The organism is Pseudomonas sp. KT_2_4, assembly GCF_041410225.1.
Classification (GTDB): Bacteria; Pseudomonadota; Gammaproteobacteria; order Pseudomonadales; family Pseudomonadaceae; genus Aquipseudomonas; species Aquipseudomonas paracarnis.
Genome location: NZ_CP166962.1, coordinates 4,273,733 through 4,289,859 on the forward strand (window position 1 = coordinate 4,273,733; position 16,127 = coordinate 4,289,859).

At 61.5% G+C, this 16,127-nt stretch carries 9 protein-coding genes and 1 pseudogene; 9 read left to right on the forward strand and 1 reads right to left on the reverse strand.

What is annotated here, in order from left to right:
* Positions 1–216: 216 nt before the first annotated feature.
* On the reverse strand, positions 217–2,679 hold the full coding sequence (locus AB9N64_RS19700) for a penicillin-binding protein 1A (protein ID WP_371360394.1): 2,463 nt from the start codon (positions 2,677–2,679) through the stop codon (positions 217–219).
* A gap of 233 nt (positions 2,680–2,912) precedes the next feature.
* Here AB9N64_RS19700 and pilM point away from each other — a divergent pair, with 233 nt between their 5' ends.
* From pilM to AB9N64_RS19745, 9 genes and pseudogenes are all read left to right on the forward strand, one after another.
* Positions 2,913–3,569, forward strand: coding sequence for a type IV pilus assembly protein PilM (gene pilM / locus AB9N64_RS19705; RefSeq protein WP_371359626.1), 657 nt, complete (start codon positions 2,913–2,915; stop codon positions 3,567–3,569).
* Positions 3,566–4,117: a PilN domain-containing protein gene (locus AB9N64_RS19710; protein WP_102666455.1), complete on the forward strand. Its 552-nt coding sequence runs from the start codon at positions 3,566–3,568 to the stop codon at positions 4,115–4,117. The genes pilM and AB9N64_RS19710 overlap by 4 nt, the downstream gene beginning before the upstream one ends.
* On the forward strand, positions 4,114–5,085 hold the full coding sequence (locus AB9N64_RS19715) for a pilus assembly protein PilP (protein WP_371359627.1): 972 nt from the start codon (positions 4,114–4,116) through the stop codon (positions 5,083–5,085). Before AB9N64_RS19710 ends, AB9N64_RS19715 begins: the two co-directional genes overlap by 4 nt.
* Positions 5,086–5,223: 138 nt before the next feature.
* Positions 5,224–6,480 (forward strand): annotated as a pseudogene (locus tag AB9N64_RS19720) (type IV pilus secretin PilQ); the annotation flags it as partial.
* Between the two features lie 4 nt (positions 6,481–6,484).
* The gene (aroK, locus tag AB9N64_RS19725; protein WP_071482666.1) at positions 6,485–7,003 is read left to right on the forward strand and encodes a shikimate kinase AroK; all 519 of its coding nucleotides are present in this window, start codon (positions 6,485–6,487) and stop codon (positions 7,001–7,003) included.
* Positions 7,004–7,129: 126 nt separating this feature from the next.
* Complete coding sequence (aroB, locus tag AB9N64_RS19730; RefSeq protein WP_371359628.1) at positions 7,130–8,230, forward strand: 3-dehydroquinate synthase; 1,101 nt, start codon at positions 7,130–7,132, stop codon at positions 8,228–8,230.
* A gap of 9 nt (positions 8,231–8,239) precedes the next feature.
* Positions 8,240–9,814, forward strand: a complete 1,575-nt coding sequence (locus AB9N64_RS19735; protein WP_014716583.1) for an SPOR domain-containing protein — start codon at positions 8,240–8,242, stop codon at positions 9,812–9,814.
* 352 nt (positions 9,815–10,166) lie between these two features.
* Positions 10,167–14,612: a glutamate synthase large subunit gene (gltB, locus tag AB9N64_RS19740; RefSeq protein WP_019818335.1), complete on the forward strand. Its 4,446-nt coding sequence runs from the start codon at positions 10,167–10,169 to the stop codon at positions 14,610–14,612.
* Between the two features lie 32 nt (positions 14,613–14,644).
* Entirely contained in the window at positions 14,645–16,063 is a 1,419-nt protein-coding gene (locus AB9N64_RS19745; protein WP_003187920.1) for an FAD-dependent oxidoreductase, read from the forward strand.
* Positions 16,064–16,127: the final 64 nt, after the last annotated feature.

The following is a 16,127-nucleotide window of genomic DNA, read 5'->3' on the forward strand; positions in this document are numbered from 1 at the left end:
GTTATAGCGCACCAACAAAAAGCCCCGGCTGAGTGATCAGTCGGGGCTTTTTTGTGGGTAGCGATTCACGAGAGGCTTTGGCTGATCATTCCCACGCTCTGCGTGGGAATGCCCACCTGGACGCTCCGCGTCTGCTTTTGAGGTCGTGACGCAGAGCGTCACAGGATGCATTCCCACGCGGAGCGTGGGAACGATCGGCCGATCAGCGTGATCAGGTCAGAACAAATCGATCGGCGCGCCTTCATCCGCCGGCAGTGGGCTGCCCGGCACTGCGCCGTTGCCCAGTTCGTTGACCGACGGCGGTGTGTCTTCGCTCTTGAACAGCTCGAAGTACGCATTCGGCGTGCTCGGTGAAGCTGCGCGGCCACTGATCGGGTCGATGCGCAGGCTGAGGATGCCTTCCGGCTCTGGCTGGGTATGCAGCGGCTTGTCCTTGAGCGCTGCGCCCATGTAGCTCATCCAGATCGGCAGGGCGACGGTGCCACCAAACTCGCGGCGGCCCAGGCTTTCAGGCTGGTCATAGCCGGTCCACACGGTGGTCACGTAGTCGCCGTTGTAGCCGGAGAACCAGGCGTCCTTGGATTCGTTGGTGGTACCGGTCTTGCCAGCGATATCCGCGCGGCCCAGGGCCAGTGCGCGGCGGCCGGTGCCCTTCTTGATCACGTCTTGCAGGATGCTGTTGAGGATGTAGGTAGTACGGCCATCCACGATGCGCTCGGCAACCGCTGGCGCTTGCGGTTCGGCCGGTGCGCTGGCGTTTGCGGCCGACGGCGTGCCTGGCGTCGGCTCGATGGTGATACCGCCGTTGCTCGGTGCCGCAAGGCCGTCGGTTGCCGCCACGCCATTGACCACATCACCCGGTACCCGTGGCGGATTGGCAGTAAACAGGGTGTCGCCATTGCGGCTTTCGATCTTGTCGATCAGGTAAGGCGCGATCTTGTAGCCGCCGTTGGCAAAGGTGCTCCAGCCGGTGGCGATTTCCATCGGCGTGAGGGTTGCGGTACCCAGGGCCAGGGACAGGTTCGGCGGCAGGTCCGACTTGGCGAAGCCAAAGCGCGTCATGTAGTCGATGGTCTTGCCTACGCCCATCGCCTGCAACAGGCGAATCGACACCAGGTTGCGCGACTTGTACAGCGCCTCGCGGATACGGATCGGGCCGAGGAACGTGTTGGTGTCATTTTTCGGGCGCCAGACCTTGTCCAGGTATTCGTCGACAAACACGATTGGCGCGTCGTTGACCAGGCTGGCGGCGGTGTAGCCGTTGTCCAGTGCCGCACTGTAGACGAACGGCTTGAAGCTGGAGCCTGGCTGGCGCTTGGCCTGGGTAGCGCGGTTGTAGTTGCTCTGCTCAAAGGCAAAACCGCCGACCAGCGCACGGATCGCACCGTTCTGCGGGTCCAGGGACACCAGGGCACCCTGGGCGAGCGGCACCTGGCTGAATTTGAGGCTGTCATCCTTCTGGCGTTGCACGCGGATCAGATCACCCGCCTGGGCCACGTCGGAGGGCTGCTTGGGCATCGCGCCCATGCTGTTGGTGTTCAGGAACGGGCGCGCCCACTTCATGCTGTCCCAGGCTACATGGGCTTCGCCAGAACGGGTCAGCACTTGGATGCCGTCTTTCGATACCTGGGTAACGATGGCCGGGTCCAGGCCGCTGATCGAACGCTGTTTGCTCAATTCGGTGGTCCAGGCACTCAGGGTCTTGCCCGGCAGGCGCGACTCGGGACCGCGGTAGCCGTGACGCTGGTCATAAGTAATCAGGCCTTCATGTACCGAATGGTTGGCGATTTCCTGCAAGTTGCTCGGCACCGTCGTGGTGACGCGGAAACCTTCGGTGTAGGCCTCGCTGCCATAACGGCCAACCATCTCGGCGCGGGCCATTTCAGCGATATAGGGTGCATTCACTTCGGGCGTCGGCACGTGATAGCTGGCATTCAGCGGCTCGGCCACGGCGCTTTCATAAGCGGCCTGGTCGATCTTGCCCAGCTTGTACATGCGGCCCAGGATCCAGTCGCGGCGTTCTTTGCTGCGCGCCGGGTTGGCCAGCGGGTTGAAGCGCGAAGGTGCCTTGGGCAGGCCGGCAATCATGGCCATCTGCGCCAGGCTGGCGTCACGAATCGACTTGCCGTAATAGACCTGGGACGCGGCCTCGATGCCGTAGGCGCGGTTGCCCAAGTAGATTTTGTTGACGTACAGCTCGAGGATTTCATCCTTGGTCAGCTGGCGTTCGATCTGCAGCGCCAACAGGATTTCGGTGGCCTTGCGGGAAAAGCTGCGCTCGCTGGTGAGGAAGAAGTTCTTCGCCACCTGCATGGTGATGGTGCTGCCGCCGGATTGAATGTGTCCGCTTTTTACCAGTTGTGTGGCTGCACGCACCAGGCTGCTGGGGTCTACGCCGTAGTGGTTGGCGAAATTATCGTCTTCGGCGGACAGCAATGCGCTGATGAAATTGGGTGGAATATCGGCGAAACGGATCGGTGTGCGGCGCATTTCGCCGAACTCCGCGATCAACTTGTCATCGCTGCTGTAGACCCGCAAAGGAATCTGCAACTGGATACTTCTGAGGGCCTCTACGGAGGGCAAACCCGGACTAAGGTAGAGGTAGGCCCCGCTGAACACGAGCAGCAGCCCGCAGACGATGGCGACAATGGAGTACCCGAAAAACTTCAGCAGACGAATCAAGGCTTTTGGATTTCCAGAGAAAAGAAAGAGTTACGCGTCGGGGCATGCATGGCAAACGATGGATCGACCCGGGCAGCAGATAAAAAGCGGGAAAAAACGCTGGGCATTAAAGCATTTTTCGGCTTGGGGCGTCATTCGCGAGCCTTGAACAAGCCGACCGAATGCAAGGTGCCTGGCAGCAATCAGGCGAGATGACAGCCGGTATGACAGGGAAAGTTTTGGGGAGTTTTATGGGAAAGGGATTTTTCAGGCGAAAAGTCGACACGGTGTTGGGGGTCGATATCAATGACAGTGGCATCAAGCTGATCGAACTGGGCCGTTCATCCGGCGGTTTCAGCGTCCAGGGCTACGCCACGCAAGTGCTGGCGCCCCACGCGGTGGTCGACGGCACCCTGCTGGACCTTGAGGGTGTGGGCCGGGGGCTGCAACAGGCGCTGTCGCGCCTGGGTACCTCGGCCCGGTACGCCGCCGTGGCGGTTGCGGGCCCGTCGGTAATTACCCGGCTGATTGACATGGACGCAGGCCTCAGCGACGAGGAAATGGCCTGGAAGATCCAGATGGAAGCCGACCAGTTCATCCCTTATCCATTGGATGAAGTGGCCATCGACTTTCAGGTTCAAGGGCCATCGGCTCAAGGGCCACAGTGGGTGGAGGTGATGCTGGCGGCGTGCCTGCGCGAGCAGGTCGAAGCGCGCGAGGCGGTTTTGGCCCTGGCGGGGCTGGTGCCGCGGGTGGTTGATGTAGAAGGGCTTGCATTGCAGCGCGCTTGCCTTCAGGATTTTGCCAGCTTCACGCCGGGTCACAGAGTCGATGGTGCACAATGGGCCTTGGATGCCCAAGGGATGGGAGTGGCTTGCGGGCTGGCCCTGAGGAGTTTCGCTGGATGACACGAATCAATCTTTTGCCTTGGCGCCAGGCCCTGGCGGAGCGCAGGCGCAAATACCTGTTGATGCTATTGCTGGCGTTTGCCTGCATGGCGCTCGCGGCATTGTGGTTGGCTGATCAAGTGATCGACCAGGCGATAGACCGGCAGGTAAGCCGCAACAGCCGCCTGGAAGAGCACATCGCCACCCAGGACTCGCGCATCAAGACGATCGACGATCTTCAGGAGCGAAGCCAGCAACTGGCCGAACGCATGAAGGTGGTTCAGGACCTGCACGATGCCCGCTCTTCCGGGGCTCGATTGTTCGAGCAATTGGCGCGTGCGGTGCCTGAAGGTGTCCATCTGCATGAGGTGGTCGCAAACGGCGACACCATCAGCATTCGCGGCACGGCTGAAAGCAACCAGGATATCGCCCGTTTGATGCAGCAGCTCAAGCCAACCCAGGGTTCCAGTTCGACCCGTCTGCAGCGCGTGCAGGCCGAAGGTGCGCGCGGCGAAAGTGAATTTCAGCTGATGGTGCGCCAGGGAGAATCCAGCGAGGCGCAACCATGAGCCTGCCCAGGCTCGATTTTTCCACGCTCTCTTACAACGCTGCTAAATGGTCCCTGCCGGGCAAGGTGCTGCTTGGCTGTGCGCTGGCCGGCCTGGTGCTGGTGATAGGCGAGGTTTCGCATGGGGGGCCGCAGCGGGAGCGATTGGACGGGCTTGAGGCGCGGGAGCAGGCGCTGCAGCAGCAACTCACAGAAAAGTCCGACCTGGCCGCGAGCCTTGAGCTGCGCACCCGGCAAGTCCGGAGCATGGAAGACAACCTTGCCAGCCTTCTAGGGCAATTGCCCGGCGAGTCCGAGCTGCCTGCCGTGCTGGAAGACATCGCCCGGCTGGCGGCTGCCCATGGGGTGTGGGTCGAAGGCATCACCGTGCTGGATGAAGCGCCTCGGCAGCTTTATATCGAACAACCCATGCAGATAAGCGCGTCCGGGGTTTACCACGACCTGGCGACGTTTGTCAGTGCCTTGGGTGGGTTGCCGCGGGTCGTTACCGTGCAGGATGTTGCGCTCGGGCATCAGGGTGCCTTGTTGCGTCTGAACATGCTCGCCAAGACCTATCGCAGCACCCTGCAAAACGGCAAGGCCCGCCAGGTGCTCGACCCAGGGCCGCAATTTGTCTACGAGCCCTCGTCCTTGCGCGACCCGTTCACGCCGCCCGCTTTGCAGGCACCCCACGTTCCAGGCCGGCCGGCCCTTGCCCCGGATTTCACCCGGCCACGGGGACTGTTGGAGGGTATGCGTCTCGACCAGTTCGAAATGGTCGGCACGTTGTCCCGTGGTGCGCAGGCCTTTGCCTTGTTGCGGGCTGGGGCCAGGGTGTATCGGCTGGCGGTGGGTGATTACCTGGGGCCGGACCATGGCCAGGTCACGGCCATTCAAGACGCTGCTGTCGAGCTGGTGGAGCTGTTTCCCGATGGACAGGGTGCCTGGCTGGAACGCCCGCGAACCCTTGTGCTGAACGTCAACTCATAACGGAATCAAACAATGAAAAGGACCTTCTCGTCCTTCGGTGTGGCGCTATGGATAGCGTTCACGGCACCGATGGCTGCTGCTGTGCCCAATCGCCTCGACCTTATCCAACTGCCGCCGCCCGACAGCGCCCCGCCGGTCAGCTATACAGGCGCCAAACTGACCCTGAATTTCCAAGACATCGACTTGCGTGCGGTATTGCAGCAAATCGCCGATGTCGCCGGGCTCAACCTGGTGACCAGCGATGAGGTGCAGGGCTCGATCACCCTGCGGCTCAAGGATGTGCCCTGGGACCAGGCTCTGGACCTGGTACTGCAAACCAAGGGCTTGGACAAGCGAGTCAAGGCGGGCGTGCTGCTGGTGGCGCCCGCCGATGAATTGGCTGCCCGAGAGCTGTTGATGCTGGAGTCGCGCAAGCAGATGGCCGAGCTGGCGCCCTTGCGTCGGGAGCTGCTGCAGGTCAATTACGCCAAGGCCGCCGACCTGGCCAAGCTGTTTCAGTCGGTGACCGGCTTTGAGGGCGCCACCGATGAGCGCGGTTCGGTGGCGGTGGATGACCGCACCAACAACATCATCGCCTACCAGACTGGCGAGCGGCTCGAAGAGCTGCGGCGCATCGTGGCGCAGCTGGATATCCCGGTACGCCAGGTCATGATCGAGGCGCGGATTGTGGAGGCCAATGTCGACTACGACAAAAGCCTGGGTGTGCGCTGGGGTGGGCGGCTCACCCGCGGCAACGGCGGCGTTGGCGGTATTGCCAAGCCGCCGGCGGAGGGTGCCGAGCCGCCGCAAAACCCACCCAGTTCACCCTTTGTCGACTTGGGGTCGCTGGCCGGAACCTCGGGCCTGGGGATCGCCTATATCACCGACAACCTGTTGCTGGACCTTGAGCTGACCGCCATGGAAAAAACCGGCAACGGTGAGATCGTCTCGCAGCCCAAGGTCGTCACCTCCGACAAAGAGACTGCACGCATCCTCAAGGGCACCGAGATTCCTTACCAGGAATCCACCTCCCAGGGCGCCACCTCGGTGTCGTTCAAAGAGGCTTCGCTGTCGCTTGAAGTCACGCCGCAAATCACCCCCGACGACCATGTGATCATGGCGGTCAAGGTCACCAAGGATGAGCCTGACTACCTGAATCGCCTCAATGACGTGCCGCCGATCAAGAAAAACGAGGTCAACGCCAAGGTTCTGGTCAGGGATGGCGAGACCATCGTCATTGGCGGGGTTTTCTCCAACACCCAGAGCAAAGTGGTAGATAAAGTGCCATTTTTGGGCGATGTGCCGTATCTTGGCCGCCTTTTCCGGCGCGATGTGCTGGCGGAGAAAAAATCCGAGCTGCTGGTATTCCTGACTCCGCGTATCATGAATAACCAGGCGATTGCTGTGAGTCGTTGATTCTGTGCGAAATTTGATTCTTGTAGGGCCGATGGGGGCTGGAAAAAGCACCATCGGCCGTTTGCTGGCCAAAGAGCTGCGCCTGCCGTTCAAAGATTCCGACAAGGAAATTGAATTGCGCACGGGTGCCAATATCCCATGGATCTTCGATAAAGAAGGCGAGCTGGGCTTTCGTGACCGCGAGCAGGCGATGATTGCCGAGCTGTGCGGCTGCGATGGCGTGGTATTGGCGACCGGTGGTGGCGCTGTCATGCGCGATGAAAACCGTCGGGCGCTGCATGCCGGTGGTCGAGTGGTGTATTTGCACGCGTCGGTCGAGCAGCAGGTGGGCCGTACCGCCCGTGATCGCAATCGCCCGTTGTTGCGCACTGCCGACCCGGCCAAAACCCTGCGTGACCTGCTGGCGCTGCGCGATCCGCTGTACCGGGAAATCGCCGATCTGGTGGTGGAAACCGATGAGCGGCCACCTCGGATGGTCGTGCTCGACATCCTCGAGCGCTTGCAACAGTTGCCACCCCGTTAAAGCCTGGCCCGAAATGCGCTATTCTCGGCGGCGCGCCATCACCCTGTAAGGTATGGCGTAGAGCCACTAGGCGGTGTCGAGATATCGACAGTGCCGGTCGTCAATACATCTTCAACGCGGGGACACATGCAGACACTTAAGGTCGATCTAGGCGAGCGCAGCTACCCGATCCACATTGGCGCAGGTCTGTTGGACCAGCCCGAACTGCTTGCGCCGCATATTGCCGGCCGACAGGTGGCGATCATCTCCAACGAAACGGTCGCGCCGCTGTATCTTGAGCGTCTGAGCCGCAGCCTGGCGGCGTACTCGGTGATCTCCGTGGTGTTGCCTGACGGCGAAGCCCACAAAAACTGGGAAACCCTGCAACTGATCTTTAATGGCCTGCTGACTGCGCGCCATGACCGTCGAACCACTGTGGTCGCCCTGGGCGGCGGTGTGATTGGCGACATGGCCGGGTTTGCCGCGGCCTGCTACCAGCGCGGCGTGGATTTCATCCAGGTGCCGACCACCTTGCTGTCCCAGGTCGATTCGTCGGTGGGCGGCAAGACCGGTATCAACCACCCGTTGGGCAAGAACATGGTCGGCGCGTTCTACCAGCCTCAGGCTGTGCTGATCGACACCGCTACCCTCAACACCTTGCCGCCGCGCGAGCTGTCGGCGGGGCTGGCGGAAGTCATCAAGTACGGCCTGATTTGCGATGAGCCGTTCCTGACCTGGCTGGAAGAACACATGGACGCCTTGCGCGGCCTCGACCAGGTGGCGCTTACCGAGGCGATTTCCCGCTCATGCGCGGCCAAGGCGCTGGTAGTCAATGCCGACGAGCGCGAGTCCGGTGTGCGGGCCACACTGAACCTGGGCCACACCTTCGGCCATGCGATCGAAACGCACATGGGCTATGGTGTGTGGTTGCATGGGGAAGCCGTAGCGGCTGGCACGGTGATGGCATTGGACATGTCGCAGCGCCTGGGCTGGATCAGCGCCCAAGAGCGTGATCGCGGTATCCGCCTGTTCCAGCGCGCCGGTTTGCCGGTTATTCCGCCCACGGATATGACCGAGGCGGATTTCCTTGAACATATGGCGATAGACAAGAAAGTGATCGACGGTCGACTTCGACTGGTACTGCTGCGCCACATCGGCGAAGCCGTGGTGACCGACGATTATCCAAAAGAGATTCTACAGGCCACGCTGGGAGCGGATTACCGCGCCCTGGCCCAGCTCAAAGGTTAATAAGACCCGATGACTAGTTTGCATGCCGACGAGGCGTTCCTCGGCCATTACCACTTGAGCCACGACCCCTTTGCTCCACGGGTGCCGGGTTTCAAATTCTTCCCCGCCCAGCGCAAGCCGGTACTGGGGCAGTTGCATCACCTCGCGCGCTACAGCCAGTTGCTGCTGGTGGTCACCGGCCCTCTGGGCAGCGGCAAGACCTTGCTGCGCCAGGCGCTGGTGGCCAGCACCAATAAGCAATCGGTGCAGAGCGTGGTGGTATCGGCCCGCGGTGCCGGTGATGCGGCCGGCGTATTGCGCCAGGTAGCGCAGGCGTTGGACGTCTCCAATGCCGAGCCGAACGCGATTCTCAAGCAAGTGGTGCAGTTGGGCCTGACCGGCCAGGAAGTCTACCTGCTGGTAGATGACGCCGAGCAGCTCGACGAATCCGCCCTCGAAGCGCTGCTGGCGCTCGCGGCGGGCACGCCGGAAGGTCGCCCGCATGTGTTCCTGTTCGGTGAGTCGTCGCTGATCGCCGATCTGGAGCAGATCAGTGGTGAGCAGGAGCTGTTCCACGTCATCGAGTTGCAGCCGTACGAAGAGGAAGAAACCCGCGAATACCTGGCACAACGCCTTGAAGGCGCCGGGGCGGGTATCGAACTTTTCACCGCTGCGCAGATCTCTGATATTCACGAAAGCTCCGATGGCTGGCCTGGAAACATCAACCAGGTTGCCCGCGATGCGATGATCGAAGCCATGATTGCCAGCCGCTCTGCGGTCAAGCGTCCAAAGATGGGGTTCACTATGCCTAAGAAGCACGTATTGGCTATTTCCGCCGTTGTCGTGGTCGCTGTAGCCGCCGCCTGGTTGATCCCGGGTCGCAACAAGGCACCGACAACCACCGGCGCGCCAACTGAGCAGGCGCAGTTGCCATTGGGCAAGCCCACGCCAAACGTCGAATTTGCCAACTCCGGCCAACCGACCAACCTGCCGATGGTCGGCCAACCGGTGATGCGCGGCCCGCTGGCAGAAGAAGCCGGTGGCATCTCCGAAGGCGACGACGGAGTGCCGGTGGAAGGCTCCAGCGCCACGCCGCCGACTGTGACCACCACCGCGCCACCTGCGGGCGTACCGGCTGGCACGCCAGCCACTCCGGTAGCGCCAGTCACACCGGTAGCGCCAGCGGCCAAGCCAACGCCTGCGCCGACCGTTGCCACCGCCAAGCCGGCACCGGTAGCAAAACCAGCGCCGGCTCCAGCGCCAGCCGCCAAGCCTGCTGAAAAACCAGCCGCCACCGTGGCCAAGGCCGGTGCCGCCGGCAGCAGCTGGTACAGCAGCCAGCCTACCGGCAATTTCGTGGTGCAGATCCTCGGCACCAGCTCCGAAGCTAACGCCCAGGCGTTCGTCAAAGAGCAGGGCGGCCAGTACCGTTATTTCAAGAAAGTGCTCAACGGCAAGCCTCTCTACGTGATCACCTACGGCAGCTTCCCAAGCCGCGCCGCAGCCGATTCTGCTATCAAAGCCTTGCCAGCGAAGGTTCAGGCTGGTAAACCTTGGCCTCGCACTGTTGCCAGCGTTCAACAAGAACTGGCAGCAACTCGCTGAAGATCCGGCGGCCTTACCCAGGCCGCCCTCCCGGCACCTCAAAAAAATCCGCAAGTGCGTGCAGTCTCCCGAGACCGCGCGCTTTGTGGTGTCTGCGTCACAGTGGCTTTTGAGTCGTAGCGGTCAGAATTAAAAAAGTTTTGACTAGCACAGCATATCGCTTTAAACCTTTCATAAATGCGACATAGATTTGCGACATTTCGTCGCTAAATTTGTGAGCGTCTGTGTCGGTGTGTACAATGACCTCCCTTTTGCCCCCGCTAAGCCGGCGTACGTTCGGCGTGGAAGGTAACCGGTTGAATTGAAAAGAAATTTGCCTCGATATAAGAGGCAGCCTGGTGAGAAAGTGTCTATGAAAGCAGGTCTGTACCAACCCGATGAATTCAAGGATAACTGCGGTTTCGGCCTGATAGCCCACATGCAGGGCGAACCCAGTCATACCCTTTTGCAAACGGCCATCGAGGCCCTGACCTGCATGACCCACCGCGGTGGGATCAACGCCGACGGCAAGACCGGTGACGGCTGTGGCTTGCTGATTCAAAAGCCCGACCAGTTCCTGCGTGCTGTCGCCAAAGAGCAATTTGCGGTCGAACTGCCCAAGCAGTACGCCGTGGGCATGGTGTTTTTCAACCAGGACCCGGTAAAAGCCGAGGCCGCTCGCGAGAACATGAACCGCGAGATCGTTGCCGCCGGCCTGCAGATCGTCGGCTGGCGCAAAGTGCCCATCGACACCAGCGTACTCGGCCGTCTGGCCCTGGAGCGCCTGCCGCAGATCGAACAAGTGTTCATCGCCGGCGATGGCCTGAGCGACCAGGACATGGCGATCAAGCTGTTCACCTCCCGTCGTCGTTCGTCGGTGCTCAACGCCGCCGACACCGACCATTACATCTGCAGCTTTTCCCACAAGACCATCATTTATAAAGGCCTGATGATGCCGGCGGACCTCACCGCCTTCTATCCAGACCTGAGCGATGAGCGCCTGCAAACCGCAATCTGCGTGTTCCACCAGCGCTTCTCCACCAACACCTTGCCGAAATGGCCGCTGGCTCAGCCATTCCGCTTCCTCGCCCACAACGGCGAGATCAACACCATCACCGGCAACCGCAACTGGGCTCAGGCCCGGCGCACCAAGTTCGCCAACGATTTGATGGACCTCGAAGAGCTCGGCCCGCTGGTCAACCGCGTGGGTTCGGACTCCTCCAGCATGGACAACATGCTTGAGCTGATGGTCACCGGTGGCATCGACCTGTTCCGTGGCGTGCGCATGATCATTCCGCCAGCGTGGCAGAACGTCGAGACCATGGACCCGGACCTGCGTGCGTTCTACGAGTACAACTCGATGCACATGGAACCGTGGGACGGCCCGGCCGGCGTGGTCATGACCGACGGCCGCTACGCGGTGTGCCTGCTCGACCGTAACGGCCTGCGCCCGGCGCGTTGGGTCACCACCACCAATGGCTTTATCACCCTCGCCTCGGAAATCGGCGTGTGGGACTACAAGCCTGAAGACGTGATTGCCAAAGGCCGTGTCGGCCCTGGCCAGATCCTGGCTGTGGACACCGAAACCGGACAGATCCTCGACACCGACGCCATCGACAACCGTTTGAAGTCGCGTCACCCGTACAAGCAATGGCTGCGCAAGAACGCCCTGCGCATCCAGGCGACCATGGAAGACAACGACCACGGTTCGGCTTTCTACGACATCGACCAGCTCAAGCAGTACATGAAGATGTATCAGGTCACGTTCGAAGAGCGCGACCAGGTGCTGCGCCCACTCGGTGAGCAAGGCTACGAAGCCGTAGGCTCCATGGGTGACGACACGCCAATGGCCGTGCTGTCCCAGCGCGTGCGCACGCCGTACGACTATTTCCGCCAGCAGTTCGCCCAGGTGACCAACCCACCGATCGACCCGCTGCGCGAAGCCATCGTGATGTCCCTGGAAGTGTGCCTCGGTGCCGAGCGCAACATCTTCCAGGAATCGCCTGAGCATGCGTCCCGCGTGATCCTCAGCTCGCCGGTCATTTCTCCGGCCAAATGGCGCTCGCTGATGACCCTGGAGCGTCCAGGCTTCGACCGCCAGATCATCGACCTGAACTACGACGAGAGCCTGGGCCTTGAAGCGGCTGTACGTAACGTTGCTGACCAGGCTGAAGAAGCCGTGCGCGCCGGCCGTACCCAGATCGTACTGACCGACCGCCACATCGCGCCGGGCAAGTTGCCGATCCACGCGTCCCTGGCGACCGGCGCGGTGCACCATCGCCTGACCGAAAAAGGCCTGCGCTGCGACTCCAATATCCTCGTGGAAACCGCCACCGCCCGCGACCCGCACCACTTTGCGGTGCTGATCGGTTTCGGCGCCTCGGCGGTGTACCCGTTCCTCGCGTACGAAGTGCTGGGTGACCTGATCCGTACCGGTGAAGTGCTGGGCGACCTCTATGAGGTGTTCAAGAACTACCGCAAGGGCATCACCAAAGGCCTGCTGAAGATCCTGTCGAAGATGGGTATCTCTACGGTCACCTCGTACCGTGGCGCTCAGTTGTTCGAAGCCATCGGTCTGTCCGAAGAAGTCTGCGAGCTGAGTTTCCGTGGCGTACCGAGCCGCATCAAAGGTGCGCGTTTCGTCGACATCGAAGCGGAGCAAAAAGCCCTGGCCTTGGAGGCCTGGAGCGCGCGCAAGCCGATCCAGCAAGGTGGCCTGCTCAAGTTCGTGCACGGTGGCGAATACCATGCCTACAACCCCGACGTGGTCAACACTCTGCAAGCCGCTGTACAGCAGGGTGACTACGCCAAGTTCAAGGAATACACGAGCCTGGTGGATAACCGCCCGGTGTCGATGATCCGCGACTTGTTCAAGGTGAAGACCCTGGACACGCCGATGGACATCAGCCAAGTCGAGCCGCTGGAATCGATCCTCAAGCGTTTCGACTCCGCCGGTATTTCCCTGGGTGCCTTGTCGCCGGAAGCTCACGAAGCCCTGGCCGAAGCCATGAACCGCCTGGGTGCGCGTTCCAACTCCGGCGAAGGTGGTGAAGACCCGGCGCGCTACGGCACGCTCAAAAGCTCGAAAATCAAGCAGGTGGCCACCGGCCGCTTTGGTGTGACCCCCGAGTACCTGGTCAACGCCGAAGTGCTGCAGATCAAGGTGGCCCAAGGCGCCAAGCCGGGTGAGGGTGGGCAACTGCCAGGCGGCAAAGTCAACGGCCTGATCGCCAAGCTGCGTTACGCCGTACCGGGTGTGACGTTGATCTCGCCACCGCCGCACCATGACATCTACTCGATTGAAGACTTGTCGCAGCTGATCTTCGACCTCAAACAAGTCAACCCTCAGGCCCTGGTCTCGGTGAAACTGGTGGCAGAAGCCGGCGTCGGCACCATTGCCGCTGGCGTGGCCAAGGCCTATGCCGACCTGATCACCATCTCCGGCTACGATGGCGGCACCGGCGCTTCGCCGCTGACCTCGATCAAGTACGCCGGTGCGCCGTGGGAACTCGGCCTGGCCGAAACCCACCAGACCCTTCGCGGCAACGATCTGCGCGGCAAGGTGCGGGTGCAGACCGACGGCGGCCTGAAAACCGGCCTCGACGTGATCAAGGCCGCGATCCTCGGCGCCGAAAGCTTCGGCTTCGGCACCGCGCCAATGATCGCCCTGGGCTGCAAATACCTGCGCATCTGCCACCTGAACAACTGCGCTACCGGCGTAGCGACTCAGAACGAAAAACTGCGCAAGGATCACTACATCGGCACCGTCGACATGGTGGTGAATTTCTTCACCTACGTCGCCGAAGAAACCCGTGAGTGGCTGGCCAAGCTGGGCGTACGTTCGCTGGAAGAGCTGATCGGTCGCACCGACCTGTTGGATATCCTCGAAGGCCAGACCGCCAAGCAACAACATCTGGACCTCACCCCGCTGTTGGGCAGCGATCACATCCCGGCAGACAAGCCACAGTTCTGCCAGGTGGACCGCAACCCACCGTTCGACAAAGGCCTGTTGGCCGAGAAAATGGTCGAAATGGCCGGCTCCTCGATCAACGACGCCAGCGGTGGCGAATTCGCCCTGGATATCTGCAACTGCGACCGTTCCATCGGCGCACGCATCTCCGGCGAAATCGCACGCAAGCACGGCAACCAGGGCATGGCGAAAGCGCCGATCACCTTCCGCTTCAAGGGCACTGCGGGCCAAAGCTTCGGCGTGTGGAACGCCGGCGGCCTGCACATGTACCTGGAAGGCGACGCCAACGACTACGTGGGCAAGGGCATGACCGGCGGCAAGCTGGTCATCGTCCCGCCGGCTGGCAGCGTGTACAAGACCCAGGACAGCGCCATCATTGGCAACACCTGCTTGTACGGCGCCACCGGTGGCAAGCTGTTTGCCGCAGGTACCGCCGGTGAGCGTTTCGCCGTGCGTAACTCCGGTGCCCACACCGTGGTGGAAGGTACTGGCGATCACTGCTGCGAGTACATGACCGGAGGCTTTGTCGCGGTACTGGGCAAGACCGGTTACAACTTCGGTTCGGGCATGACCGGCGGTTTCGCCTACGTGCTCGACCAGGACAACACCTTCGTCGACAAGGTCAACCACGAGTTGGTCGAGATCCAGCGCATCAGCGGCGAAGCCATGGAATCCTACCGGAACCACTTGCAGCACGTGCTGGACGAGTACGTCGAGGAAACCGGCAGCGAATGGGGTCGTAACCTCGCCGAAAACCTCGATGATTACCTGCGTCGTTTCTGGCTGGTCAAGCCCAAGGCTGCCAACCTGAAATCGTTGCTTTCCAGCATCCGTGCCAACCCGCAGTGATATGCGCCTGAACAGTTTGATGAGGTTTTAACATGGCTGAACGTCTGAATAACGACTTCCAGTTCATCGATGTCGGGCGCAAAGATCCGAAGAAGAAACTGTTGCGTCAACGCAAGAAAGAGTTCGTGGAAATCTACGAACCCTTCAAACCCCAGCACTCGGCCGACCAGGCCCATCGCTGCCTGGGTTGCGGTAACCCGTATTGCGAATGGAAGTGCCCGGTGCACAACTTCATTCCCAACTGGCTCAAGCTGGTGGCCGAGGGCAACATCCTCGCCGCCGCCGAGCTGTCTCACCAGACCAATACCCTGCCGGAAGTCTGCGGCCGGGTGTGTCCGCAAGACCGGCTGTGTGAAGGGGCCTGCACCCTCAACGACGGCTTCGGCGCGGTGACCATCGGTTCGGTGGAGAAGTACATCACCGACACCGCGTTCGCCATGGGCTGGCGCCCGGACATGTCCAAGGTCAAGCCGACCGGCAAGCGCGTCGCGATCATCGGCGCAGGCCCTGCTGGCCTGGGGTGTGCCGACGTGCTGGTGCGTGGCGGCGTGACCCCGGTGGTGTTCGACAAGAATCCGGAAATCGGTGGCTTGCTGACCTTCGGCATTCCCGAGTTCAAGCTGGAAAAAACCGTACTGAGCCACCGTCGTGAAGTGTTCACCGGCATGGGTATCGAGTTCCGTCTCAATACCGAAATCGGCAAAGACATCACCATGGAGCAACTGCTCGCCGAATACGATGCGGTGTTCATGGGCATGGGCACCTACACCTACATGAAGGGCGGCTTTGCCGGTGAGGACTTGCCAGGCGTGTATGACGCGCTCGACTTCCTGATCGCCAACGTCAACCGCAACCTGGGCTTTGAAAAGTCGCCGGAAGATTTCGTCGATATGAAGGGCAAGAAGGTCGTGGTGCTGGGCGGTGGCGACACCGCGATGGACTGCAACCGCACCTCGATCCGCCAGGGCGCCAAGTCGGTGACCTGCGCGTATCGCCGTGACGAAGCCAACATGCCCGGCTCGCGCAAAGAGGTGAAGAACGCCAAGGAAGAAGGCGTGAAATTCCTCTACAACCGCCAGCCGATCGCCATCGTCGGTGAAGACCGCGTCGAAGGTGTGAAGGTGGTCGAGACCCGTCTCGGCGAGCCGGATGCCCGTGGCCGTCGCAGCCCCGAGCCGATCCCGGGTTCCGAAGAAATCATCCCGGCTGACGCCGTGGTCATCGCCTTCGGTTTCCGCCCAAGCCCGGCACCGTGGTTCGAGCAGTTCGAGATCCAGACCGACAGCCAGGGCCGCGTCGTCGCCCCGGAGCAAGGCCAGTACAAGCACCAGACCAGCAACCCGAAGATCTTCGCCGGTGGCGATATGGTGCGCGGGTCGGACCTGGTGGTCACCGCGATCTTCGAAGGCCGTAACGCCGCCGAAGGCATCCTGGACTACCTCCAAGTCTGATGATCATTCCCACGCTCCGCGTGGGAATGCCGCCAGGGACGCTCCGCGTCCCGAACAGCATGAC

Coding starts and splice junctions, on each gene's coding strand:
- AB9N64_RS19710 (WP_102666455.1), top strand. CDS start 3,566: ATGACACGAATCAATCTTTTGCCTTGGCGCCAGGCCCTGGCGGAGCGC.
- aroB (WP_371359628.1), top strand. CDS start 7,130: ATGCAGACACTTAAGGTCGATCTAGGCGAGCGCAGCTACCCGATCCAC.
- AB9N64_RS19745 (WP_003187920.1), top strand. CDS start 14,645: ATGGCTGAACGTCTGAATAACGACTTCCAGTTCATCGATGTCGGGCGC.
- pilM (WP_371359626.1), top strand. CDS start 2,913: ATGGGAAAGGGATTTTTCAGGCGAAAAGTCGACACGGTGTTGGGGGTC.
- AB9N64_RS19715 (WP_371359627.1), top strand. CDS start 4,114: ATGAGCCTGCCCAGGCTCGATTTTTCCACGCTCTCTTACAACGCTGCT.
- AB9N64_RS19735 (WP_014716583.1), top strand. CDS start 8,240: ATGACTAGTTTGCATGCCGACGAGGCGTTCCTCGGCCATTACCACTTG.
- gltB (WP_019818335.1), top strand. CDS start 10,167: ATGAAAGCAGGTCTGTACCAACCCGATGAATTCAAGGATAACTGCGGT.